Annotated in this window: 1 protein-coding gene; it reads left to right on the top strand. The window is 49.2% G+C overall.

Annotation, left to right across the window (positions count from 1 at the left end; all coding sequences use genetic code 11):
• On the top strand, positions 1–927 hold a 927-nt coding region (locus BBG47_RS28210; protein ID WP_139070827.1), incomplete at both ends, for a DUF4179 domain-containing protein.

Genomic DNA, 927 nt, shown 5'->3' with positions numbered 1-927 from the left:
TCCTACCCGGACTTCGAGGCGATGTGGATGTGGATCGAGGCGGCTAGGAACGAGCAGGGCGATCGAAGGATCTCTGCCGCTTCGTTACAGATGAGGCCGTTGTTCCACGGACGCCGGTTGGCCGTGTTGTCAGTGGCTGTGTTTGTGTTGTTGGCTACTCCGGTGCTCGCCTATATTACCGAGAAGTGGGATTTTAATAATCATCAAGGTGTGGAATCAGCGATCCAACATGGATTCGGGCAGCCGATAAATAAGAAGGTTACGAATAGCAGCGTCACATTCGCCATTGATACGGCGGTATCCGACGATAATGGTACCACGCTGTTATACAGCCTGAATACAGGGGATAGGCAGGAACGAAAGTGGATATTCGATCAATTCGATTTCAAAGACAGTAAAGGAAACTTCATTGCACACCTGGATGATGTGCAGAAGATGCAAATGCACTGGGGAAAAGGCTACTATTCGCATGCATGGGATGAAGAAACCCAAACCTACAACGGCTTTTTCGAAACGCCTTGGACGGTGCCCGGCAATGAGACGGATATGCAATTGTCTGTGCGCGGGCTGCAGGCATATGACTACGTTCACGTTCCGATTGCTCTGGATCCGAGCAAGACAGAAGTACAGACCTTTCCGATTCATGGCGGCGGGATCAAGGAATTGAAGGTGCAGTTCGTGAAAGGCAGGAAAGAGCAAGTACTGCTCAAATACTCCGTGTCGTATACGAATGATTCGAATTTTAACATCGTTGGCCCTCAAATCGTAGTAAAAAAGGGTGGGAAAAAGGTAGATCGAACGGGCTATAAGATGACTGAATATATTGAGATTGAAGGGCATCCGGAATGGGGCGCGCAAGAAGGCTATAACCTGGGTGAACTACTGCAGGGCAGCAACTCATTCGAATTTGTGTATGGCGTGAAGGGA

Origin of the sequence: Paenibacillus sp. KS1, assembly GCF_001680695.1 — a bacterium.
Lineage (GTDB): Bacteria > Bacillota > Bacilli > Paenibacillales > Paenibacillaceae > Paenibacillus_B > Paenibacillus_B suaedae.
This window is presented reverse-complemented; position numbering and strand designations above follow the sequence as displayed.